The 23,097-nt window shown below is 59.4% G+C and carries 22 protein-coding genes; 13 read left to right on the forward strand and 9 right to left on the reverse strand.

The features are described 5' to 3' along the window. Positions 1-5: 5 nt before the first annotated feature. Genes Q0877_RS14180 through Q0877_RS14190 form a run of 3 tightly spaced genes read left to right on the forward strand, consistent with a single transcriptional unit; the run spans position 6 to position 3,904 of the window. Complete coding sequence (locus Q0877_RS14180; protein ID WP_299168961.1) at positions 6-1,706, forward strand: ATP/GTP-binding protein; 1,701 nt, start codon at positions 6-8, stop codon at positions 1,704-1,706. After that, the gene (locus Q0877_RS14185) at positions 1,703-3,496 is read left to right on the forward strand and encodes a type IV secretory system conjugative DNA transfer family protein (protein ID WP_299168962.1); all 1,794 of its coding nucleotides are present in this window, start codon (positions 1,703-1,705) and stop codon (positions 3,494-3,496) included. The genes Q0877_RS14180 and Q0877_RS14185 overlap by 4 nt, the downstream gene beginning before the upstream one ends. A gap of 3 nt (positions 3,497-3,499) precedes the next feature. Further along, on the forward strand, positions 3,500-3,904 hold the full coding sequence (locus tag Q0877_RS14190) for a DUF4913 domain-containing protein (protein WP_299168964.1): 405 nt from the start codon (positions 3,500-3,502) through the stop codon (positions 3,902-3,904). Positions 3,905-4,410: 506 nt separating this feature from the next. Here Q0877_RS14190 and Q0877_RS14195 read toward each other — a convergent pair. The 7 genes from Q0877_RS14195 to Q0877_RS14225 form a co-directional block, all read right to left on the reverse strand. Further along, on the reverse strand, positions 4,411-5,145 hold the full coding sequence (locus Q0877_RS14195; protein WP_299168965.1) for a carbohydrate ABC transporter permease: 735 nt from the start codon (positions 5,143-5,145) through the stop codon (positions 4,411-4,413). 173 nt (positions 5,146-5,318) lie between these two features. Continuing rightward, on the reverse strand, positions 5,319-6,191 hold the full coding sequence (locus tag Q0877_RS14200) for a carbohydrate ABC transporter permease (RefSeq protein WP_299168966.1): 873 nt from the start codon (positions 6,189-6,191) through the stop codon (positions 5,319-5,321). Further along, the gene (locus Q0877_RS14205; protein WP_367182181.1) at positions 6,192-7,163 is read right to left on the reverse strand and encodes a phosphotriesterase; all 972 of its coding nucleotides are present in this window, start codon (positions 7,161-7,163) and stop codon (positions 6,192-6,194) included. Next, positions 7,096-7,875 (reverse strand): SDR family NAD(P)-dependent oxidoreductase, encoded by a 780-nt coding sequence (locus tag Q0877_RS14210; protein WP_299168968.1) that lies wholly within the window; start codon positions 7,873-7,875, stop codon positions 7,096-7,098. Before Q0877_RS14210 ends, Q0877_RS14205 begins: the two co-directional genes overlap by 68 nt. After that, complete coding sequence (locus Q0877_RS14215; RefSeq protein WP_299168969.1) at positions 7,851-8,981, reverse strand: pyridoxal-phosphate dependent enzyme; 1,131 nt, start codon at positions 8,979-8,981, stop codon at positions 7,851-7,853. Before Q0877_RS14215 ends, Q0877_RS14210 begins: the two co-directional genes overlap by 25 nt. Beyond that, positions 8,978-10,543, reverse strand: a complete 1,566-nt coding sequence (locus Q0877_RS14220) for an amidohydrolase family protein (RefSeq protein ID WP_299168971.1) — start codon at positions 10,541-10,543, stop codon at positions 8,978-8,980. The genes Q0877_RS14215 and Q0877_RS14220 overlap by 4 nt, the downstream gene beginning before the upstream one ends. Then, positions 10,540-11,889, reverse strand: coding sequence for an ABC transporter substrate-binding protein (locus Q0877_RS14225; protein WP_299168972.1), 1,350 nt, complete (start codon positions 11,887-11,889; stop codon positions 10,540-10,542). Before Q0877_RS14225 ends, Q0877_RS14220 begins: the two co-directional genes overlap by 4 nt. 127 nt (positions 11,890-12,016) lie before the next feature. On the opposite strand from Q0877_RS14225, the gene Q0877_RS14230 reads away from it, so the two are divergent. Both Q0877_RS14230 and Q0877_RS14235 read left to right on the forward strand, forming a co-directional pair. Next, on the forward strand, positions 12,017-13,021 hold the full coding sequence (locus tag Q0877_RS14230; RefSeq protein WP_299169016.1) for a sugar kinase: 1,005 nt from the start codon (positions 12,017-12,019) through the stop codon (positions 13,019-13,021). Beyond that, positions 13,005-13,736, forward strand: a complete 732-nt coding sequence (locus Q0877_RS14235) for an IclR family transcriptional regulator (protein WP_299168974.1) — start codon at positions 13,005-13,007, stop codon at positions 13,734-13,736. Before Q0877_RS14230 ends, Q0877_RS14235 begins: the two co-directional genes overlap by 17 nt. Here the strand turns inward: Q0877_RS14235 and Q0877_RS14240 are convergent. Next, complete coding sequence (locus Q0877_RS14240) at positions 13,733-14,707, reverse strand: Gfo/Idh/MocA family protein (RefSeq protein ID WP_299168975.1); 975 nt, start codon at positions 14,705-14,707, stop codon at positions 13,733-13,735. The genes Q0877_RS14235 and Q0877_RS14240 overlap by 4 nt on opposite strands. A 34-nt stretch (positions 14,708-14,741) precedes the next feature. Between Q0877_RS14240 and Q0877_RS14245 the strand changes: the two genes are divergently transcribed. After that, the gene (locus tag Q0877_RS14245; protein ID WP_299168976.1) at positions 14,742-15,911 is read left to right on the forward strand and encodes an amidohydrolase family protein; all 1,170 of its coding nucleotides are present in this window, start codon (positions 14,742-14,744) and stop codon (positions 15,909-15,911) included. Here Q0877_RS14245 and Q0877_RS14250 read toward each other — a convergent pair. Continuing rightward, entirely contained in the window at positions 15,880-17,022 is a 1,143-nt protein-coding gene (locus Q0877_RS14250; protein WP_299168977.1) for an ABC transporter substrate-binding protein, read from the reverse strand. The two genes, Q0877_RS14245 and Q0877_RS14250, sit on opposite strands and share 32 nt — an antisense overlap. Positions 17,023-17,103: 81 nt before the next feature. Between Q0877_RS14250 and Q0877_RS17130 the strand changes: the two genes are divergently transcribed. The 7 genes from Q0877_RS17130 to Q0877_RS14280 all read left to right on the forward strand — a co-directional run bounded on the left by Q0877_RS17130 (position 17,104) and on the right by Q0877_RS14280 (position 23,073). Next, positions 17,104-17,748 (forward strand): bifunctional 4-hydroxy-2-oxoglutarate aldolase/2-dehydro-3-deoxy-phosphogluconate aldolase, encoded by a 645-nt coding sequence (locus Q0877_RS17130; RefSeq protein WP_367182182.1) that lies wholly within the window; start codon positions 17,104-17,106, stop codon positions 17,746-17,748. Next, positions 17,741-18,124 carry a RidA family protein gene (locus Q0877_RS14255; RefSeq protein WP_299168978.1) on the forward strand — a complete coding sequence of 128 codons (384 nt, stop codon included), beginning with the start codon at positions 17,741-17,743 and terminating at the stop codon, positions 18,122-18,124. Before Q0877_RS17130 ends, Q0877_RS14255 begins: the two co-directional genes overlap by 8 nt. Before the next feature lie 894 nt (positions 18,125-19,018). After that, positions 19,019-20,011 (forward strand): ABC transporter substrate-binding protein, encoded by a 993-nt coding sequence (locus tag Q0877_RS14260; protein WP_299168981.1) that lies wholly within the window; start codon positions 19,019-19,021, stop codon positions 20,009-20,011. Further along, a complete protein-coding gene (locus Q0877_RS14265; protein ID WP_299168983.1) occupies positions 20,011-20,847 on the forward strand; it encodes an ABC transporter permease in 837 nt (278 codons plus the stop codon). The genes Q0877_RS14260 and Q0877_RS14265 overlap by 1 nt, the downstream gene beginning before the upstream one ends. Continuing rightward, entirely contained in the window at positions 20,844-21,680 is an 837-nt protein-coding gene (locus Q0877_RS14270; RefSeq protein ID WP_299168985.1) for an ABC transporter permease, read from the forward strand. Before Q0877_RS14265 ends, Q0877_RS14270 begins: the two co-directional genes overlap by 4 nt. Positions 21,681-21,685: 5 nt before the next feature. Further along, positions 21,686-22,471 carry an ABC transporter ATP-binding protein gene (locus Q0877_RS14275; RefSeq protein ID WP_299168986.1) on the forward strand — a complete coding sequence of 262 codons (786 nt, stop codon included), beginning with the start codon at positions 21,686-21,688 and terminating at the stop codon, positions 22,469-22,471. A 164-nt stretch (positions 22,472-22,635) separates the two neighbouring features. Further along, positions 22,636-23,073: a carboxymuconolactone decarboxylase family protein gene (locus Q0877_RS14280; protein ID WP_299168987.1), complete on the forward strand. Its 438-nt coding sequence runs from the start codon at positions 22,636-22,638 to the stop codon at positions 23,071-23,073. The last annotated feature ends 24 nt before the right edge of the window (positions 23,074-23,097 follow it).

The following is a 23,097-nucleotide window of genomic DNA, read 5'->3' on the forward strand; positions in this document are numbered from 1 at the left end:
TGACCATGGAAAAAGCAACACCCGCGCAGACAAGGTCTACCGATCCGCAGAAACCTGCCACAACTGCCGGGAAGAAGCGCTCCGGTCGATCCACGTCATCAGTGGTGAAGCGGCCGGGCCCGAGGGGTATCAAAGGCAGGGGCCTGGGTGAGGCGCAGCTGCTGCATCCTGTGCGGGAGATGCGCGGAACGAACTACCAGGTCTGTGGGCTCTACCCGTTCCCGATGGGCGGCGGGGCGCCCCTTGAGGGTGTCCCGCTGGGCCGGAATCTCCTGTCCAATGAACCGGTCTGCTGTGATCCGATCTCGTGGTTCAAGAACGTGCGGCTGATTTCGAATCCTTCCGCGTTCGTCATGGCCAACCCCGGACTGGGTAAGTCATCTCTCTTGCGGCGTATGGCTATCGGTCTGTGCGCGTTCGGTGTGAATCCACTGATCCTGGGGGACATCAAGGGCGAGCACGTGGGCATGATCGAGGAACTCGGTGGTTCCCCCTTGCCGTTGGGGCGCGGGGTCGGGCACATCAACCCGCTCGATGACGCAGGCGCCCTGGCGGCAACCGAACTTCTGTCGCCGGCCAAGCGTGAGGAGCTGCTCACCGAGCTGCACGCCCGTCGGCGAGGAACCATCGCTGCATTGATCGCGATCCTCCGCAAGACCCCGCTCGATGAACGTGAGGGGGCGATCCTCGACCGGTGCCTCCTTGTCCTGGAATCCCGCCACAATGCCGCCGGGACCATTCCGCTGATGTCCGACCTCCGCCAGGTCCTCAAAGATCGGCCCGTTGAAGTGCGGGAGGTTGCCCTGGACCGGGGCAACGACGAACGCTACGATTCCATCACCGAAGGACTCGAATCCTCCCTGAACAGCCTCTGCGGGGCGGGCGCGTTCGGTGACATGTTCTCCCGGCCCTCAACGCACCGGATCGATGCCACCAAACCCATGGTGTTCGACCTGTCCAGGATCTCCCAGACGGAAACCGACCTGCGTGCGGCGACCCTCATGGCCTGTTGGGCGGCCGGCATCGGAACCGTCACGACCTCGAACATGCTCGCTGACGACGGTGTGATTGAACGCCAGCGGTTCCTCATCATCCTTGACGAGCTGTGGAACACCCTCGCGGCCGGGCCCGGCATCGTCGACCAGGTCAATGCGCTCACCCGGCTGAACCGCGAGTGGGGGGTCGGTCAGATCATGGCCTCCCACACGCCATCGGACCTCCAGGCGGTGAAGGACGAAGCGGACCGGCACAAAGCCAAAGGCATCATGGACCGCTGCGGCATCAAAATCCTCGGAGGACTGGCCCGCTCGGAAATGCCTTTGCTGACTCAGTCCGTCGAGCTCAGCATCCGCGAGCAGGAGCAGCTGGCGACCTGGCAGGACCCGCCGGCCTGGAACCGCTCAAAGGACGACAAGACGCGCTACACCAACGACGACGTCTTCCAGCGCACCACCGAAGAAGCGTTCACGGATGAGGAGCTGACCGCTTGGCTGCAGGACGCTGACAATGCCGCCTGGTACTACGACGACCGCACGACGGAGCCGCCGCCCGGCCAGGGAAAGTTCTTCATCAAGGTCGGCTCCCGCGCAGGCATCCCCTTCAGGATGGAATTCACTCCCAGTGAGCGCCTATCCCGCGTCCACGACACCGAAAAGAAGTGGCACGAAGCCAAACGCACCGCCGCGAAGGAGCGAGGCGAACTGTGAGCTCACTGGACCGCAAACACAAAGGCGGATCCGCCGGAGAGACAGCGCTGTTGGCCCTGCTGGTTGCCGCCCTCATCGGCGTCCCCGCCGCCCTGTACGGCCTCAATACGCTGAGCCACAAGCTGGTGCCACGCGCTGAAGGGCTTCCCGCTGACTTTTGGGCACGGGCGCTGGGAACCTTCACCGGCGCTCTGCCGTGGCGCAGCACGGAAATCCTCCTCCTGATCGCAGCCAGTGTCCTCCTCCTTGCACTGTTCGTCGTCTTCGTCGTCCGCAGCATCCGCAAAGGCAGCAGGGCCGTCAAACATGATCGCGCCGCGGCGCGCATGGCCTCAGTGAAGGATGTCGAGCCCTTCACCGAGAAGCAGGTCCGCGCCAAAGCGGCCCGCTTCGGCGTCGACGCCCCCGGCGTGATGATCGGGCGCATGGTCCGCGGCGGAAACACACTGTACGCCTCGTGGGAGGACACCCTCCTGCACATCTGGGGCACCCGCACCGGCAAGACCACCACACAGGCCGCGCCATCGATCATTGAGGCCCCCGGCCCGGTGATCGCTACCTCGAACAAGCGGGACCTCTCAGATCTCACCCGCGACATCCGCGCCGAAGAGGGAGAGGTCTGGGTCTTCGACCCGCAGAGCGTCGCCAATGAGGAACCCAGCTGGTGGTGGAACCCGCTGTCTTACGTCACCGACAGCGAACGCGCGGCCGAGATGGCGAACAACTTCGCGCTCGGCTCCCGGGCCGTCGGCGCGAAAGGAGGCGACGCCTACTTCGACACCGCCGGCAAAGACCTCCTCGCCGGACTGCTGCTCGCCGCCGCCGTCGGCAAACAACCCATCGAACGAGTACACACCTGGCTTTCCCGCCCGACCAATGACGAAGCCGTCCGGCTGCTCGACGAGGCCGGCTGGGTTAAGGAAGCCGACTCGGTCGGCGGTGTCATCGCGGCCCCCGACAAGCAGCGCGAAGGCGTCTACGGCACCGCCCGGCAGATGGCATCCTGCCTCAAGAACGAGAAGATCGCCGCCTGGGTGAACCCAACCGGGCCGGGGGACCGCAGACCCCAATTCGTCCCGGAAGACTTCGTGCGAGGAAAGAACACGCTCTACGCGCTGTCCAAGGAAGGCGCCGGAACCGCCGGGCCTCTCGTCACGTCGTTGACCGTTGCCAGCGCGACTGCTGCCGAAGAATACGCCGTCACCCAGCGCGGCGGCCGGCTGGTTATCCCCATGGTCTGCGTCCTGGACGAGGCGGCGAACGTCTGCCGGTGGGGCAACCTGCCCGACCTGTATAGCCACTACGGATCCCGCGGGATTGTCGTGTCCACCTTCCTGCAGTCGTGGTCCCAGGGCGTTGATGTGTGGGGTGAATCCGGCATGAAGAAACTGTTCTCCACAGCGAACGTCTTCACCTACGGCGGCAACGTCAAAGAGGAACAGTTCCTGAAGATGCTCTCGGACCTCATCGGCCAATACCGGTACACGTCCGTGTCCACCTCACGCCAAAAAGGTGGCAGCTCCAGCAGCCGGCAGGACTCCACCGACGACATCCTCTCCGTGGCCGACCTCGCCGCCCTCCCCAAAGGCAGGGCCGTAATGCTCGGATCCGGTGCCCGGGCTGTCCTGCTCCGGACCGTCCAGGTGAGCGACCGCCCCTACGCTGACAAGGTTGCTGCATCAGAGGCCGCCCGCAACAGGCCACGACCCATCACAGCGGGCCTCACCGGCGAACCAACTCCTGCTGGCGCTAGTGGCGGCAACCGGTGGTCCGCGATGGCGGGGGAGTAGCCGGTGGACATCGACACCGCCGACGAAGCGAACAACGACCTGACGGACGAGGAACCACGCCTGTACTACGCGAACGTAGAACAGTTCGTCACTCAAATGCTCGCCCAGCAATACCGCAGGCCCGTCGACCTCGCAGGCCGCGGCAACACCTTCACCTGGTGCAGCAAATGGTGGCTCCACGCCGAAGCCGTCAGCCGACTCACCGCACTGTGGCGGGCATGGGAAGCATCCCGGCTCGACCCAACCACCGGAATGATGGTGTGGTGGCGGGACCACGCCGACGCCACCATGCGCGTCCTCTTCGCCCAAGACGGACCCTTCGCCGGCTGCACACCCCGCGACCACAAACCCACAGGCATTCCCTTGCCGCTTACTCCGCCTCCAGCTGAGCTCTTTGATCTGGACTAACCGATTTGTCCGACGACGTAGAAGTATCCGCTAATCGCGGATGATTTTTGGAAGAGTGCTCCACGCCCGAAGAATGAGACGCAGACAGCGCAATGTAGGCGGTGAACCAGCTGGGCCATGTTTCCGGATCATCCACTTGTGGCGGGTGGAGCCCAGGGGAAAGAGCTCAGGCCGTCCACTTGCGGGTGAGCCGCCTTCAGATGCTGACGGGCTTCGTCGGCCGACGAGCCAATTGGAACCTTCGACTAGATCGACTCGAGAAGCGACCAGTGGGGGAGGGCAGAGCGCTAGCACTGGGACATCGGCGTTCGCAGCGCGGACGTTGTAGTAGCTGCGGGAACTCACGTTCTCTCCGAACCGGACGTTCCCGAGGGTCAGAAGTGCGGGCGCCTCGACACTCTGACTCGCTGGACCGTTTCCACAGTGACGGATAACCGAACGTGAGCGACTGGACCGCGAAGGCGCAAGTGAAAGCTACAGCGAGCATCATTCTGCTCTTCCTAGCCTTAGTCGACCAGGCCTCCCGAAAGTCCTTTAGCTAGCCACTTCCGGGCGAGGATTCCGAAGATTACGGGTGGGAGAATGCCCAGCGTACTGGCCGCAAACATGGATCCCCATTCCACTTGGAAGGCCCCAAAGTAGCCGGGAATGGTTGTGGGGAAGGTGCTGGCTCTCTGCTGGGTGAGGACGAAAGCGTAGAAGAACTCGTTCCAGGTGAGGATGAATACAAGCGTCGCCGTCGCGATGACTCCGGAGCTGGCCATTGGGAGGGAGAGTTTGCGGAAGACCCCCCATTCGGACAGCCCATCGACCAGTCCTGCTTCCTCCACTTCAGGAGGAATGTCGAGGAAAAATCCGTGCATCATCCAGATGCCGAAGGCGAGATTGTAAACAATGTAGACAGCAATGATCCCCGGGTAGGTATCCACTAGACCGACGCTCGAAGCGAGCAGGAATATGGGCAGGGCAAATACGACTGCGGGGCCCATGCGGGTGCCGAGGACCAGGAACAGGAAGCGCTCTTTGTGCTTGCCGCGCATGCGGGCCAGAGCGTGCCCGCCCATAGCGGCCAGGACGATGACGATTGCTGTAGTGACTATGGCGATGATGAAGCTGTTGAGAAGCGCCCCGGGGAAAGGACCGCTGAGGACTCGATCGAATGCGCTCCAGTCGGCTGCCTGGAGCCAATCAATGGGCATCCGCCGCCAGTCAACCTGCGGGGTCAAGGCGATTCTGAGCATGACGGCGATGGGTACCAAGCACAGGAGGCTGATCGCTATTATCGCGAGGTAGCGGGGGATGTCCCACAGCTTCCTATAGTTGGGTGGCCTGCGTTTCTGCGTCGATGAGGCAGGGTTCCCGGAGGTGGGCGGTTGATGCGCGTTCGTCTTTCGGACGGGAGCGATGTTTGCACTCATTCCGATACTCCCTTACTGGCTCTGAAGAATTTCACGATGATAGTGCTGACCACGCTGATGATGACTAGAACTACGAATCCGATTGCTGCCGCATAGCCCAGGTCCAGGTACTGAAAGGCGTGGCGCCACAGGAATATGGGGAGGGTTTCGGACGAAGTTCCCGGACCGCCGTTGGTCATGATGAACAGCTTGTCGAACTCGCGGAAGCTGTCCATGAAGCGGATGAGCGCGACAAGAACGAGCAGGGGGCGAATCTGGGGCAAAATGAAGTGCCACAGTTCCTGCCATGCGTTTGCACCGTCGATCCGTGCTGCTTCCATGACGCTTGGCGGGACCGTCTCGATGGCGGCGGCAACCACGATGGCCACGAACGGTGTCCATTGCCAGGCGTCAATGAAGGCTACGGTGACCAGCGAAACACCCGGAATGGACAGGAAACTGGGTGCCGTAATCCCGATGAGGCCGAACGCCCATGAGATGAATCCATCTGAGTCGAACATGAAGCGGAACATGGCTCCGACGACGAGAGGTGCGAGCACCATCGGAACGATCAGGATCACTCTGAACAGGCCTGTACCGCGCAGCCTACGGCTTATCAGAAGAGCGATGGCGATACCGGCAGGGATGCTGACCGCCATCGATACGCCTGAAAAGACGACTGACTGGCCGGTTGCTTGCCAGAATCGTTCGTCGCCCGCAAGGCGGACAAAATTGTCGAAGCCGATGTACCGGTTACCGGCGGGCGCGGTGAGTAATTCCCGTTTGAACATCAGATTGAAGATGTAGATCATGGGAAATACAAGGACCAGAGCAAACACAAGGACTGATGGTGCTAGGGCCAGAAAGTTATATTGCTTGCTTGTTTTCAACTAACTCACTCGATTCGGTTCCAGCCATCTCAACGGGTTGTGGACCGTGAGCTGTCTGAGGGTGTTTTCCGTTATCCCGGCACAGGTTGCGTTCTTATGGAATGTTGTTGGCAGGTGCCGGATGTTCCTGAAGGTATGGCCTGCTATGGCGTCCGGTCCTGCGAATGTCTGCACGCTGTCGTGGCTGAGCAGGACCTTGTTTTCCAGCCCTTCGTCAAGGAATCTCTGAATGATGGAGATCCAATGTTTATCTGGATGGGAAGCGTGGCCGATCCGGTCCAGGCCTACGTAGGCACCCCGACGTGCAATGGCCAGAGCATAGTCGATGGGTTCCTCGTCTGCGCAGACATGTGAGATGAGCACTTTGGATAGCTCAACGCCCAACTCCTCATACATGAGGACTTGTTCTAGTCCGAGGGAGCCTGTCGTGTGACTCACAATAGGGACACCGGTGCCGCGATGTGTGAGGGCGGCTGCCTTGAGAGCTTTGATTTCGTTATCGCTGGCGGTGCCATGGCTCGTTGCTACTTTGATTACCCCACAGCCGCGGTCAATTTCGGCTGTGAAGGCATCGACGAGTTCTTGGACGCTGGCCTTTTGAGCCCATGACGGTTGCGGGCTCCATTGTTCACAGAACGTGCCTGTGCTGGCGATGATATGCACCCCGCTTCGGCTACTGACTTGGCGGAGAAATGCTAGATCGCGGCCGTAGCCAGGAGGGGTGCAGTCAACAATGGCTTGTATGCCGAGACTGGGCAGTTCCTGCAGAGCCTCGACGCAGGCGTCTTCGGTTTCTTTCAGCGGCGGTGAAGCCCTACCTTCCTTTTGGTTGTAATCGATGACCAGGTGCTCGTGCGGGAGCACTGCTCTAGCTGGGTCTAGTTCTACGGAACCAAGAACGGTCCTAGCTAACATCGTGCACCCCTCCTGAGAACACATTGCCGTAGTCGAAGGAAGCTGTGAGGCCGGCATCTACGACCACGTTGGTTCCTGTTGTCGCCCCTGACGCTGAGGGTGAGAGCAGGTGCGTAATGGTGGGGGCGATGTCTTCCGGGGTCAGGAGCCTGCCCAGGGGGTGGCGGCGTCTGAGGTGCTCCCTAACTTCACCCCCGGATGGGAGGCTTTCGAAATGCCGCTCCAACATCGGTGTCATGGTCGTTCCCGGGCAGACGCAATTAACACGGACACCGTATGGGGCCAGTTCAATAGCTAGGGCCCGGGTGAGGGCGAGGACTGCTCCCTTGGAAGCAACATACGCTGCTGACCGGTCCTGTCCGACGAGGGCAGCGACCGAGGCAACATTGACAACACTGCCCTTTGAGGTCGTGAGCAAATCCCACAGTTCCCTCGTGCCGACGAGAATCGATCGAACATTGGTCTCATAGGCCAAATCGAATTGTTCATCAGTTGTGTCGACTAGCCTGGCGATAGGAGCAGTACCTGCGCTATGAACGACCCCATCGAGGCGTCCATAAGTTTTGCTGATGTAATCAGACAGGGACGCCCAAGCCTCTTGTTTCCGTACGTCCATGAGGAATGGTTCCAACCCCTCTTCGGCTGCACGTGAGAGCGCCGAATCATCGAGATCGGCTACGATAACGGGTCCCTGAGACCGGAGCAGTCGAGCGGTGGCCAAACCTATCCCGCTGGCCCCGCCGGTTATGACTGATACTCGTGGATCCACGTTTGGACCTCCTTCATGGCGGCTTCCTCCCCAACTGTTGAGAGGAAAAACTCATCGATATTTTGAGGCTGACTGAATTGAGAGAGCGCAGTCAGCGTCTCTTTGACTCCCGAGCCGGTGAGAATGCATACGGCATCAGACCCGCCCAGTTCCGACCGGCGAAGGGCTGCCACTGCGGCGCAGGAGGAAAGCTCTACATCAAGTCCGTCATGGGAGGCGAGCAGTCCGCGGATTTCCTGAAGCTCCTCATCAGCTGCCGCATCGACAAGGCCTCCACTGGCCCGCACCTGGTTAAGGAAGTAGGTGGCTTCAGAGGAGTATCCGGTGAGCCGGTCGGCTATAGAGGTCGCGCGGGTGTCGACAGGGTCCTCCCAGGGGTGCACTTCCTTGGCACCCACCGAGAAGGCTCGGGCGATGGGAGCACATCCCGCAGCCTGTCCAGCCACCAGGCGAGGGGAATCACGTCCCGATTCGATAATTCCTCGTGCTGCTCCAAGCAGCACGGGTCCGACGCTGACGGAAGCGGCCACAGTAGCGATGGGACGCTCTCCCATTTGGTCCGCCATCTCGTGACCGATGGATCGGCATGCGAACTCGCACCCGGATGCCCCGAAAGTTGAGGCCAGGTTGGGGAGCTGGAACCTCTCCGAGACGAGTTTCGCAAGGTGATGTACCGCAGCAGGGCCTTCTCCAACGCGCAGGACGGCAGCCCCGCGAAGGCCAACCATGTCCAAGATCGGTGCGGGTACGCGCTCCGGCACAACTACTAGAAGCGGAAGACCCGCCCGCGCGCAGTGGCTGGCTGCGGCGACGGCTGCATTTCCGGATGAGGCGACCACGGCCCCTGGTGCCCCGTCCTCTACAGCTTCGGCGACCAACGTGCTCATGACCCGATCCTTGAAGGATCCGCTGGGGTTCGCTCCTTCAAACTTCATCCATGTACCCTCCAGCCCGGGTATGCGGCTTTTCAGAAGCGGCGTTGCAGATCTGAGGTCATTGGGATTCGCAGTCCAGATGCCGGACCGGAGGCAGATTCCTCCACAGACGGGGCAGTGCCCGGTCGAGCGGGGTGCGGAAGTTCCGCAATTTTGGCAGATGTTGGTCACGAAAGGCTCCTCCTTCTTGCGGCGAGGCCGGTGAGTTTCGGCCCTTGCCAGGAGCCGTCAACGACAACAGGTTCGCCTCCAATGAACGACCGGTACAACGCCCGTGGACGGTGTTGACCCATCTCTGGTCCTTCTTCCAGAGCGTCGGGCTGGATGACGAGGACGTCGGCCGGTTGGCCGGGAGCAAGACGCCCTGAACCCAGAGCGAAACGTTCCGCCGTTCTGGCCGACATTTTCGCCACCATGTCCTCCACGGACACCGGCAGTACCCCGCGGTTCGCCCAGTCGAGAAAACGAAAAAAGGAATTAGCGACACGTGGATGGGGCATCCCGGCTCCAAAAATGCCGTCGGAACCGACCATGTGCTCAGGCGCGGAGGCCAGGTCACGGATGTTGTCGGGGTGTCCTTGGTTTACAAGGATGCAAGCATTTCCTGCGGTCTCCAAGAAGACCCGCAGAATGATGCTGCCACAGGTTTCATTGGCTTCCTCGGCAATGTCCGTCACCGAGCGATAGTTCCAGGAGCGAAGCGGGCTTGCCTCCAGCCCCGCAATATGAATCGCCTCCCATCCTGCCGCGACGGTAGGTCCCGGCCCAACTGCATCGAGCTCTCTGGCAAGCGAGGCCGCTGCACCTCCGCTGAGCGTGGCAGCTAAGTCAGCAACGGAGTTCGACTGAACAGAAGCTGGAAGAAGTGCGCCGATGAATGTGCAACCGGCGGTATACGGGTAGGTGTCCCAAGTGACGGGACGGGATGACTTTTGGAAGCGTTGAAGGTACTGCTCTGCTGATCCTGCACGCCCCGGGCCCGAAACATGGAAGTGGGATAGGTGGAGCGAGAGAGAATTTTTTGTGCAGATGTCAAACGCTTCATCGATGGATTCGTCTAGTCCGGCACCATAACTGCGCAAGTGCGTGACATAGGGTGTGTCTGCTGGCAACCCGGAGGTCACGTCGATGAGCTCTTGCGTAGAAGCGGCAAGCGCGGGTGCATAAGTTAGGCCGGTCGACACACCTACTGCCCCCTGTGCCATGCCGACCGCGAGAAGGCGTCGCATCTCTGTTCTCTGCTTCGGCATGGCTTCCCGGAGGTCACGGCCCATAACGGTCGCGCGCACAGCCCCGTGCGGAACAAGTGTGGCTACCCGTGCAAAGGCCCCCCGGTCCACGCAACTGAGGTACTGTTCCGTGTCGGAGAACTGGGGTTCAGGTAGCTGTCCGACGATTGCCCCCAGGCTGTCGGCCATTACCTGGTGGGCGGATCCTTGGGCAAATGAGAGCCCTAACCCGTCCTGACCAACTATTTCCGTCGTAACCCCGGAGAGCGCTCGTACATCCATTCCCTCCCCTGTCAGCGCCGCGGCGTCTGCATGGGAATGGGCGTCGATGAAACCAGGGGTGACCCACAGACCCTCAACGTCGACCACTTTGCTGCCCTCCGCGGGTAGCGAGGCGCCAACCTCTGTAATGCGTCCCGCGGCTATGCGCACGTCGGTTCGCGACCTGTGTGGGGAGACGCCGGAGAAAACGGTGCCTCCCCGGAGCAGGTAGCTATTTGTCACTGGATATGCCCAGCATCCGTCATGATTTGGGTCAGCTCGTTCTGCGCTGTCTCAAGTGCATCCGGAACAGATTTGCTGCCGGCAATTGCAGCTGATATCTCCTTAGCGAAGGTGTCGCCGATGGCTGTAAATTCGGGGTAGAAAGGCCAGTGTTCCGCTGTCGTCATCTCCCAGCTGTCCTGCAAGACCCCGCTGAACTCCTCGAGACCTTGCTCTGCCATGAAGTCCCGGTAGGTTTCACTTTCGAGGACGTGCAGATTGGGCACGTCCGTGCGGTGTAGTTCGGTGACTTCCTTGGTCGTAATGTCGCGGGACATGCGCCATTGCAGGAATAGCCAGGCAGCATTCTTATTTTTGCTGTCGGCAGTGATCGCCAGACCTTCGTTGTACAGCCATTGCAGGTGGTCGCCGCTGGGACCGGTTGGGAGGGTGTATCCCACCTTTCCGGCAACACTGGATTGAGTGGGATCTTCAAAAATTGTCCCGAAGCCTGAGGTATCGAACATCATCGCGGCACTGCCAGAGGAGAACTTTTCACCTGCCTGAGTGAAGGTTTGCGTAGCCGCATCCCCTGGGCCGTATTCCTGCATCAACGTTACGAAATCCGTCATGGCCTCTTCCATTTCAGGAGTATTCGCCTGTGGGTTTCCGTTCTCGTCAAAGAGTTCCGCGCCATATCCATAGGCCCAACCAAGTTCGGTGCCCAGGCTGGCGAAATTGGATGCCCCGCGCGCAGTGAACGGGATGAGCTCGGGTCGCTCTTCTTTGATGACTTTCGCCGCCGCAAGAATCTCTTCGGTTGTCTGGGGAGGCTGCAGGCCTAGCTCGTCGAAAACGTCCTTCCGGTAGAAAAACATCCCGCCGATGATCGTGTGGGGAAGCGCGTAGAGCTGGTCATCGATCGTCATAGATTCGATGGCTCCTTGCGGGATGTCCTCCATGACCAGCCAGTCATCCTTGGCCTGGGCGACATATTCATCGAGGGGTTGGAGCCAACCTGCGGAAACAAATTCAGGAAGGTTCCAGAATGATGACGACGTGATGTCATAAGTCCCGGTTCCCGACGTTGCGTCCAGTACAAGCTTCTGCCGAGCCGTGGGCTCATCGTAGACTTCCAGGTCAACTGTGATTCCTGTCGCCTCTTCGAATTCGCCCTTGAACTCCTGTATCGCCTCGATCTCGTAGCCTTCCTTGAGAAGTACCCGGAGATTTGTTCCTTCGAAGGACTCCCGTCCGCCTGCCGGGGCTTCTTCTGCTGCCCCGCCTGCACAGGCGGTAAGTAGCAGCGTGCCAGTGACGAGGACGCTCAAGCGGGAAATCCAGCGGTGATCTTTCAGTTTCATCATGTCTCCACCTCATTGCATATGCCGCAACGGCTGTTGCAAAACCAATGGATAAATAGTTACAGTTGCTTTTTGTAATGTCAATCACAGGCAACTGTGGATCGTAGGGGAGACCTCCTTGAAAGCATCAGTGGCGAAGCCTGCCCCAGACGTCGTCTGCGCCGGGGAGTCCATGGCCATGCTGGTACCCGAGGCTCGCGGGCACTTCGGCTCGGAGTCGCTGTTCCGGCTCTCGGTCGCCGGCGCTGAATCGAATGTCGCCGCGTATCTTTCAATGCTGGGAGCGCAAGTCTCCTGGGTGAGCAAAGTGGGTGATGATCCTTTCGGTCATTTCATGCTCAAAGAACTGCGCGGGCTCGGGATAGATGTCGAGCGTACAGATATAGCGCGCGAGTTCCCGACCGGGATCGCATTCAAAGATCGTTCTGCCGCACAAACGAAGGTCTGGTACTACCGGTCTGGTTCCGCTGCTAGCACGATGGATGAAACCGCAGCTCAGACAGTCTCTTCCCTGGGTTCCAAGCTCATCCATCTGAGCGGCATCACTCTAGCGTTATCTCCCACATGTGAAAGCTTCATGAGGGAAGTCGTTCGCACCAAACATGCCGATACGCGTATCTCCTTCGACGTGAATTGGCGGCCCGCGTTGTGGACAAAAAGCGGCAGCCAGCCGGTACTCGACTTTGCACAATCCTCGGATATCGTCTTCGTCGGCCTGGATGAGGCGCAGGCGTTATGGGGGTCCCAAGACGAAGTTGCTGTTCGCAGGCTCTTGGATTCACCTGAGATTCTCGTCGTCAAGCGCGGCGCCGATGGTTCCACCATTTTCCATGGGAATGAAAAGGTCGCGGTGCCCGCACTGTCGGTCAACGTCGTGGAACCGGTCGGTGCAGGTGATGCCTTTGCTGCCGGCTTCCTGTCGGGATATCTGGCCGGCATGCCGATGCGCAACTGCGGAAGGCTGGGAACGATCGCCGCTGACACCGCCCTGAGCGTTGAGATTGATATCGGAGCTCTTCCTGCAAGGGAGTATATTGAAGAGTTACTGGCGCTCCCCGAGGAAGCTTGGATGAGAGCTCAGTTCGCACCGAACTCTGCAGCGGAAAGTAGTTTCAGCCGTGTCCCAAACCGTTGATCGTGCCCTTCAAATCCTCCCATTCCTCGGTGAGGGCGACCGGGACCTGGCGGACATCGCGACCCTGCTCGGAGTACACAAGTCGACAGCATTGCGTCTGCTGCAAACCATGGAAACCCAAGGATTTGTTCGACATAACGACTCCCATCGCTACCGACTCGGGTCCCAGATCTTCAAATTGGCTTCTGCTGCGCTGGGCAACCTGGATATTCGCCCGATCGCGGCCCCTTACATCCGTGGGCTCGGGGAGCGGACCCAACAGACAGTCCACCTTGCCGCCTATGACGAGGGTGAAGTTTTTTACATCGACAAGTATGAAGCGCAAAAGACGGTGCGCATGTATTCAAGGCTCGGAGCGGCTGCACCGCTATATTGCACCGGAGTCGCGAAGGCTATCGTCGCCCATCGCTCTGAGAAGGAACGTCGTGAGCTGGCAGGCCGTATCAGTTACGTCCGACATACCGAGCGCACCATCGGAGGCCCGGACGAGTATCTGGCAGAGCTCGAAAAAATCCGTGAGCGGGGGTATGCGATTGATGATCGCGAGCACGAGGATTACATCCACTGCGTCGCTGTGCCGGTGAGCACCGGCGGTATTGTGACGCACGGGCTTTCGGTCTCGGCACCGGTAATGACACTGCCGCGCGCGCAGCTGATGGAGATCGTACCGTTGCTCCAGGAGGCAGCCACAGCGATCAGTAAAGAGTTCTCCTAAGGCCGCCGCCCCTGTTCCTCCACCTTCAGTGCCAGATGAACAGACCAAAGGGCATCTTCGAGCGTTACGGATTTTTCGGTGGCCGTTCCGGCAGCATGCATGGCGAAATATCGAAGCTGTGTAGCTAATGCTCCTACCGGTACACCAAAAACTGACCCTTCCAATTCCACGGCAGGTGCAAAATTTCCCTCCGCCGTGGAGAACGATACTTCTCCGCTGGGGAGAGAAAGGGACGCGTATACGTTGTCCGAAGATACCTCCAGGCGAGCGTCGATGTATTGGCGGGTGTGCGGCATGGTCCAAAGATTGTCCACCGAGGCAACCGTTCCGTCTGTGAATGCCAGATGGACGAACACCGCCTGGGGATGCGGACGTGAGGGATCGATCCACGATTGTTCGGAGGTCACTCTCACAAGGTCCGAAGGAACAAGCGCACGGATGAGGTCGAAGTCGTGCACCATCGCGCTGAGCGAAGGATGTGATTCTCCGTGCAGGGCTACGCGTTCGGCCGGAACATAGCGGACTGCCCGAACGGCCCGAACTTGCTCACCATGCAGTCGCTGCCGGAGAGCCGCAAAAGAGGGAAGATAGCGACTGATGTGTGCAGGAAGAACCAGTCCTCGTTGTTTGTCGGACAACAGTTCCAATTTTTGAAGATCCGAGCGGCTCGCCACTACCGGTTTCTCGACAAGTACAGGAATGTCTCGTTCGACCGCTATCAGGAGGTCATCGAAGTGGGCCGCAGGAGGAGTTGCGATTACCACTGCATCGACATGAATTTGTTCCAACAGCTCCGAGAAGTTTGCGAACGCTGGCACGCCGTTGGCCTTCGCAACAGTGCGTGCGCGGCTCCCATCCCGGTCGACAACGCCGGCGAGTTCGAATTCGGGAAGCGACGCGATGGTTGAGACATATCGCTGCCCAAAGTCGCCCGTTCCAACAACTGCTGTCCGGAGTTTTTTAGCAACCATTCGGGATTAGTCCAATCTGTGATGAGGGAGAGACATGAACATCGGATTTCGTTTCAAAAAGGCTCTGACCGGCCCTGCCCTGGAGGTCGTGGAGGATGTCTGGATCACTGTTGACGACGAGGGCCGAATCTGCAGTATCAACGAGGGTGGCGCCCCTGCTGGGACTCCGTACCACCCCGCCGAAATAGCCGTCCCCGGATTGGTCGACTGCCACGTCCATCTGGCTCTGTCCGGGGGCGCGGATGTCGAGCGGGAAGCCCGCGAAAGCACCGCCGCCGGTCTGGAAGAAGTACTCCTGGCCAATGCCACAAAACATCTGGAATCCGGCGTCACTACCGTGCGTGATTTAGGCAGTCCGAACGACATTGTGCTGACTAATTTGCGTAAGGGCCGCCTGCATCCACCGTCAACGCCGAGGATCGTTGGTGGCGGCGCGGTCAGTTCCCCCGCCGGGCACGGCAACTTTCTGTCCCGGTGGGCGACAACGCTGCCCGAATACGAACAGATTATTGGAGAGGTAGAGGCCGCTGGCGCGGACTTCCTCAAACTCTTCGCTACCGGGGGTGTAGTGACAGCCGGCACGGTTCCCGGTGCGACACAGATGGATGGGCTGTTGCTGTCCCAGGTCACGGACCTGGCCCATCGTTTCGGACTTCGCGTGGCGGCCCACGCACACGGCGAGGAAGGTATCAGGAATGCGATACGAGCCGGCGTGGACTCTATAGAACATTTCTCATATCTGACCGATGAAGATGCAGGGCTCCTTCCGAACTCTCCGACCACTCTGGTCAGCACGCTCGTCGCGACGGAACGGTTCGTCCAATCCGAAGACCGGCAGAGAGCTACGCCCGAAACGCTGGCGAAGATACTGGCGCACGCCCCGCATGAACGTGAGGCCCTCGCCCGCGCAGTGGGCGCGGGTCTCCCAATTGCGGTGGGCACAGATGCAGGCACCACGTTCAACCCGCATGGTTGGGGCATGCAGGAGCAGGCGGAGCTCCTTGCTGAAACGGGAATGAAAGCACGAGAGATACTACTTTCCATGACAGTTCGTGGAGCGCTGCTTCTGGGCTTGCCCTCCGGGTCACTGTCTGTCGGGAACTGTGCCGACATTCTCTGTCTTGATGCTGATCCCACACTGGACGTGCGGGCGCTATGGGCGATCAATGAAGTCATTCTCGGTGGGATCTCTGTCCGTAAGTGACCGCGTGCGCCTCGGTTAGCGAGGAGAATCTGCCCTCTATCGTTCCACTGATAGCTTGCATGAGGGTTCGTGCGGCTGCAACGAAGTCGGCCCTCCTCGCAACATGCCGGTCATCGGTTGACGCCCACGACTGATCCAAGGCTGTCAGACACCTGGCGAGCCCTTGGGACTGCACATAATCAACAAACCAGCCTTTGCTGCGGAGATCCCGGCGAGGAATGTCTATGCGTCGTACGCCCTCGACCTCGGCTCTCAGAACCCTTTCCGAATGTCGCCAGGCGATGAATTCACGGGCGGCAAGCTCGTTCCGGCAGCCCGCAGTGATGCCAAGCCCTTCCGCGTACAGGAATTGGGCAGGAGCACGGTCAGCGATACCCGTATAGGCCATCCGTCCGCGCACTGGAGAACCCGGGGCTTCGAACTGGAAGGACCAGGCGCTCGTATCGAACAGCAGTGAAGCTGCCCCCTTTTCCACGAGAGCACCGACACCAGCGTAGTCAAGGGTAGCCAGATGACTGCTGGAGGCCGACATCTCCTGAACCAAGTCACTGATTCCTTCACTAAGAGCATCGAGGGAGGGTATACCAGCATCCGGCAGTAGCTTGACGTCCTTGGCTGCCGCCCACCCAGCAAAGGTTTCCAACGAGGAAAACTCCGCGCTACACCGAACAGCTAGCCCTTGTCCGCTTAACTCCCGGTGGGCAGACAGGACATCATCAGGTGTTGCGGGCTGCTGCAGACCTTCACGGTCGAAGACGTCTCGGCGGTAGGCCAGCATGGCGCCGGTCAATGTATGCGGCACCGCCCAAAGTGAGCCTCCACGGGTAAGGCATTGAAGAGCCCGCGGCTGGAAATCCTGCTCGCTAACGCCGAAATGCTCAACTGAGAGAGGGCGCAGCATCCCCAGCGCGATCAATTCTTCGAGATACCAGAACGGCACGGTCACCACATCGGCGGGGGTACCACCATGGACGAGGGAATCGTGGGCCGTCCGCTCTGGCACCACGCTCAGCTCAACCTCAATGTTCGTTTTGGCAATGAACTCGGGTAAAAGCCGCCTGATGATCTCGACGGTATGCCCGGCCTTAAGCCATACACTCAGTTTTTCCACTCACGCCTCCGTTGCGTATGTTGCAATGAAGTAGACACTATGTGCAATCACTATATAGTGTGTGTTTACGGCCACACTACGATGGGAAGTGTCTTGAATTCGGAATTCTTCGTTCCTCACCTAAGTTCGTCGCCCACCGTCGCGATACTTCGCGGTCTCACCGTCGAGGACACGGTGGAACGAGCTGAGCAATGCTGGAGTCAAGGCATCCGACTCGTCGAAGTCCCCTTACAGTCCGAGGAAGCATTCCTCGCTCTCCAAGCGGCCGCCCGTTCGTCCAACAGTAGCGATCGACTAATCGGAGCCGGAACCATCTGCACCCCAAGGGATGTTGATCGGGCGCAGGAGGCTGGTGCCCAATTTCTTGTCTCTCCCGGGTTCTTCCCCAGCTCTATAGCGCATGCCCGGGAGTTGAACATCCCGATCCTGCCCGGGGTGACCACCCCTACTGAAATCCACGGGGCACTATCGATGTCCCTCAACGTACAGAAACTTTTCCCGGCAGACATGGTCGGACCGTCCGCATTGAAGACGCTACGGGGGCCTTTCCCCAACGTGCACTTCGTCGCGGTGGGAGGAATTACTCCTTCTAATGCAGACGAATTTCTCCAAGCCGGAGCGCTAGGCGTCGGAGTCGGCAACGCCCTGACGGATCCGGCCGCCCTCGGATTCTTCGCACGACTGAACAACACCCAACCAGCAAGAAAGCAGAAGGATAATGGCTAAAACAGAAATCAGCACGGAGCTCGCCCCTACACCGGTCGCCTCATACTCTCAGGCCGTGCGGCTGGGCAACACCGTCTACTTGGCTGGACAGGGCGGATTTGATGCCCAGACCGGGAAGCTGGTGGGGGAGGATGTTCGAGACCAAACACGGCAGACGCTTCAGAATCTGAAATACGTTGTAGAAGCGGCGGGGGGCAACATGAACGACCTCGTCACGGTTCGCGTATTCATCAATGAGCATTCCGAGTTCGAAGGGATGAACGAGGTGTATGGCGAATTCTTCGAAAAGCCCTATCCTGCCCGCACCACGGTTTCCGCAGGTCTCGGACTCGGCATGAAGGTGGAGATTGATGCCGTCGCCGTACTAGCCGGGTAATCACCAGAGTCAGAGCGCAGTGTGGTTGCTCCCTACCGGGGAGCAACCACACGCGACGGGAACCACGCTTGCTTTGCATCGTCGTCGATGAGGCGGGTGAGGGCGCAGCAAGCTATAGCTGAATCACCTAGGGGAGGCACCTTGGTGATTCAGCCCGTGCGATATGCAGACCAGCGCTGGTGAGCCAGTGTGTTCAGAGCCGAACATGACTGCATCCCCCGCGTTTAACTTGGGAGGACGTGGGCGGTTGTCCCGAGTCCTCAAGGCCAGTTGCACCGCAACCTAATCCTCAAACTACGTAACTGAGGAATGGAAACTTCTAATCGGCGCACGTCTTACTAGACCAGCAGGGACACCGATGGCCAACGCAGCGACCGAATGATTGGTTAGACAAACCGGAGCTGCATGGAGATGGCCATCGGGTGGGCTGCTGCCCGAACTTGTTGGATGCTGGCTGACGCCACCGCGAACTTTCTAAAGCTGGCCACTCTCGACAGGATCGCGAGCCCCGATCCTGGTTACGAATCCTCGATAGGCGAGAGTCTCAAGTGAGCCCTCGCTGGATTTGCGTCGGGGCACACTCCCGGAGGCTCTTGAAAGTTGCTGCCCACCTAGCACATCCAGTGTGCGGGATAACGCGGCGCAGATGTCAGATCCCGGGACAAAGGTTTCTTCATCACAGTCCGAGGACGTCCCGAATTTCCCGCTCCCGTTGCGCCATCGAGGCCGAGCGAGGCAGCCCATGGGAAATCGCCCGGAGTTCCGCGTCTGCTGCATTGAACGCCGTTTTACTATCGTGATAAATAGCCATTGACATCAAATACCTAATGTATCAGACTTTACAGGTAGGTGATCAGTGTCACTGTCCCGGATCAACGAGAGAAAGAAGACCTCATGTCTACTCCACGTTCTGCACCAACGAAGGCGTTGGCTGCTGTGGCTGCGTTGTCTCTAACCCTAGGCCTGGGTGCCTGTGGGAACAGCCATGCCGCCTCTTCCGCGGAAGGCGTCTCCTACGGGGGACAAACCATCATTCCGGATCTAGTCTTCCGCGGTGAGGCTTGGGGTGAACCGCATTCGGTTGATATTGAACAGATTCGCTTCTCTTCCGGTAACGAGGCCTTCGAGGCCTTGCTCTCAGGCGAGGTAAATGTGTCGAATGGCGGATCCGGACGCCTCATCACGATCGCTGCACAGCGACCAGAGAATATTTCGCTTATCGCTAAGTGGCAGTACGGCGGCAGTCGGTATTCGGTCCTGACCACGAGCGAATCTCCCCTTAATAAACCTTCCGATCTTCGGGGGAAGACCGTAGCCGTGGACAACGGCAGCGGAGCCTACACCCTGTTCCAAGTCTGGTTGGAGCAGAACGGTCTATCCCTCCAAGATGTCACCGTGCTCCAAACCAAAATCGGGGACGTCGGCGCCGCTATGCAGGCAGGAAGCGCCGACGTCGGCATTGCGTGGGAACCCACGGCAACCACCTTGGTGTCCAAGGGTCTGGCCAAGCGTCTTGACACTTTGGAAAGTGCAGGGGAGAGCCCGAACTTCCTGATCGCAGATAGGGAATGGGCCGAAAACAACAGGGAAAAGCTCGTGGCATTCCTCCGGGCTGCAGTGGACGTCGGCGAAGAAATCACCGAGGATCCGAAATCCGCCGGAAAGATTGCCTCCGAGGTATCGGCTGCCGAGGGAGTGGAAACTGACCCTGAGGTCCTCGCCGAAGCGTTGACCTACATCAAGATGGCACCCGCAATCGATCAACCTGCCCTGGACGAACTGTCGAGTCTCGCCCAGGAGATGGTTGATCAGAAGAAGATCGAGGCTGTCCCGGATTTTGCCTCGCTGGTCGATAGCTCATATCTGGAAGAAGCTCTGGAGCAGTAATGGCGGTGCAAACGACCATCCGGCATCCGGGCCCGAAGCTGACGGAGAAGAAACAGCGGAGTGGCACCCTTAAATCGTTGGCGTTGTTCATCGCGCCCCTTGCCGCCTGTGCGGTGTTGGCGGAACTGCTGGTGCGAATCGGTCTTCTCGATGAACGGCTCACGCCCGCTCCAAGCACTGTTTTCACACGCATGGTCGAACTTGCCGGACCGACGGGTAACTACCTTCTCTGGGCAAATTTGGGCACGAGTGCATCCCGCGTGTTGCCCGCCCTGCTGATCGCAGCAGTGTTGGGAATCGCCGTCGGCATCGCGCTGGGACTCAGCCGAAAAGCCAGCGACTACCTCTCGCCCCTGTTGGGATTTATGTTGCCACTGCCCGCTGTGGCCTGGACCCCCGTTTTCGTGGTCTCCATAGGCCGCGGCTATACCACGATGTTGATCGTCCTCGTCCTTGGCGCGGTGTTTCCCATCCTCTACAACGTCAAGTCGGGGGTAGAAGGAATCACTGAACGCCAGATCTGGGCCATGCGCTCTTTAGGAGGCACCAAGCTCGATGTCCTCTTCCGCGTCATCCTTCCCGCTGCCTGGCCGGCGATCCTCAATGGCCTGCGTTTGGGAATGGGACATGCCTGGCGAACTCTCGTGGCGGTGGAACTACTGACCTCGGCGACTTTGGGCTTGGGTGCATTGATTTTCAACTCACGCAGTTCGCTTGACACACCCACCATGTACGTCTCGATTCTGGTCATCGCCGTCGCCGGTCTCCTAATCGACCACACGTTCTTCCGCTACTGGGAGAGCCGAACCGTTGGAAAGTGGGGTGAGTCCCAATGACTCTCAGTGTCACCGAACGTATAACGCCGGTACGGAAGAGCCACCGAACGACCACGCAACTTCGCCGCGGCGCAACAACTGTCATTGTCTTGGTGGTGCTCTGGGAAATCGTTGTACGGATCGGCCTCGTCGATTCCTTCTTGGTTCCGCCGCCCACCACCGTATTCAGCCAGCTCTTTACCCTGGCCGGTCCGGAAGCGTTGCCAGCCTATGCCCTGTGGATGCACATCGGCTGGAGCCTCCTCCGACTGATCCTCGGAGTGGCCCTCGGTGCAGCGATTGGGTTACCAATCGGGATCGCGATGGGCTCCAACCGATTCATCAAACTCACGTTCCGCCCGATTCTCACATTCCTGCTCGCCATCCCGTCCCTCGCGCTGGCTCCAATCCTGATTCTTCTCATGGGGCTCAGCGAATGGGTGCCAGTCACGGTAATCGCCATTGAAGCAGCTGTCGTAATGGCCTACAACGCCGAGTTGGGTACCTCATCCGTTCCGCGGAACATGAAGTGGGCCATGGCTAGTCTGGGTGCCAGCAGGTTCACCATCTTCACCCGTGTTGTGCTGCCATCATCCCTGCCGTTCCTCATCACCGCATTGAAGCTATCTGTCGGTTACGGCTGGCGCGCCCTGATCGCCGTCGAGCTGTTGGCGGCTACCTCCTTCGGCCTGGGCTTCATGATCTTCCAAGCCCAGAATTTCATGGACACCAAGACCATATTCGCTGGCATCGTCGCCATCTCCATTGTCGGTTTCACCTTCGAGCGGGTGGTGTTCGGTCGGTTGGAACGCCGCGTCAATGCTTGGTATGCAATCTCCACCAAAGAAAGGTGACAACCATGTCCACCAATGTGAAGTTTTCCGCCAACGGCGTGCGCAAGATCTTCCACGACGAACGGACCAACCGCTCGGTCGAGGCCATCAGTAACCTCGACCTTGAAGTCCACGACGGGGAGTTCGTCGTCCTGATCGGCCCCAGCGGCTGCGGAAAATCTACCTTCCTCTACATGTGTGCCGGCTTCGAGTTCCCCACCGAAGGCGATGTTGCCTTCGAAGGAAAAACAATTAAGGGGCCCGGACCGGAACGTGGCATCGTGTTCCAGGACTTTGTCCTCTACCCTTGGCGCACTGTGCGCCGGAACATCACCCTGGGTCTTGAGCTCAAAGGGGTAGCCAAGCAGGAAGCGGCTAAAAGGGCGCAGCACTGGATTGATCTCACAGGGCTTAGCGGATTCGAAGATTCCTACCCGCGGCAGCTGTCCGGCGGCATGAAACAGCGCGTTGCTATTGCACGCACGCTGGCCTGTGAGCCCGAAGCGGTCCTAATGGATGAGCCCTTCGGTGCCCTCGATGTTCAAACGCGGGACTTCATGGTCCGTGACCTACAGCGGGTTTGGGATGAAACCGGAAAAACGATCATCTTCGTCACGCACAGCGTGGAGGAAGCGATCATGCTCGCCGACCGCATCGTTGTCTTTGGAGCCCGCCCGTCCAGGATTAAGGACGATATCCGCGTCGACTTCCCCCGACCGCGCACGGAGTCCGACCCCGAAGTACAGGCGCTTCGGGCGAAACTGATCGACCTATTGGCAGACGAGACCCGTCACGAAAGCATCGCTGGATAACAAAGCCATGGCTTTGAGGGGCAGGGAGCCGACGGGCCCTGCCCCAACCCTTGTCAGGGCCCATTTTCCGGCTCATGCATCTATTCACCCTGGTTTGATTGCATATCCGGCTGTCGGATCAGTCAATATACGCCCCACCCATGTTAGATACACGTAAGGATTCCATGCCTCATACCAGCCCCGCAGCCAGCGAAACCGACGCCTTGGGATACATCAACGACATGGCCCGTACGCGCGGCTACGTGCTCGACTATCACAAGATCATGGCTAAACAGGACTTCGAGGTCCTGCAAGCAACGAACAATCTGGTTTCCGCTGCCTATTTGAACCAGCGGTCCTTGGACCGAAGGACCAAAGAGCTCATTTTCATCGTGAGCCTTACAGTCATGCGAGCCTCCAAGGGACACATCCAGTCACACATCCGCGTCGCGCTCGATCTGGGAGTGACCGCCGCCGAGATCTTGGAAGCCATCGAGATCGCCCTGCCTGAAGCAGGCATCGTCGCCTTTCAGGCCGGTTTCGACGCGTGGCGCGAAGTCGTCGGAGCCGAAGGCATCGAGCCCACCGTTGAGGCCCACCACGGCGGAAACGGCAGTTCCTAGCCAACGAGCTCGCCTCACTTTCCA

The sequence above is a fragment of the uncultured Arthrobacter sp. genome (assembly GCF_947495145.1).
Lineage (GTDB): Bacteria > Actinomycetota > Actinomycetes > Actinomycetales > Micrococcaceae > Arthrobacter_D.